This window comes from Lysinibacillus sp. GbtcB16, from assembly GCF_019091145.1.
Lineage (GTDB): Bacteria > Bacillota > Bacilli > Bacillales_A > Planococcaceae > Lysinibacillus > Lysinibacillus fusiformis.
Genome location: NZ_JAGXJV010000870.1, coordinates 1 through 236 on the forward strand (window position 1 = coordinate 1; position 236 = coordinate 236).

The window sequence follows — 236 nt, forward strand, 5'->3', positions numbered from 1 at the left end:
TGCGGGCGCTGTTGGATATATTTCGACGACAGGCGATATGGATTTAGCCCTTGCTATTCGTTCCATGATCATTAAAGATGAGAAAGCTCATGTACAGGCAGGAGCAGGTAATGTTCACGATTCGGTCCCATTATCTGAATATGAAGAAACACTAAAAAAAGCTCGAGCACTACTGGAGGTGAAAAAATGATTTCAATAATAGATAATTAAGATTCTTTTACTTACAATCTATTTCA

At 37.7% G+C, this 236-nt stretch carries 1 protein-coding gene; it reads left to right on the top strand.

Translation table 11 applies throughout. The features are described 5' to 3' along the window. Positions 1–190: chorismate-binding protein (locus KVT27_RS26150; RefSeq protein ID WP_217582330.1), on the top strand; the 190-nt coding region annotated here is incomplete at its 5' end. Between the last annotated feature and the right edge of the window lie 46 nt (positions 191–236).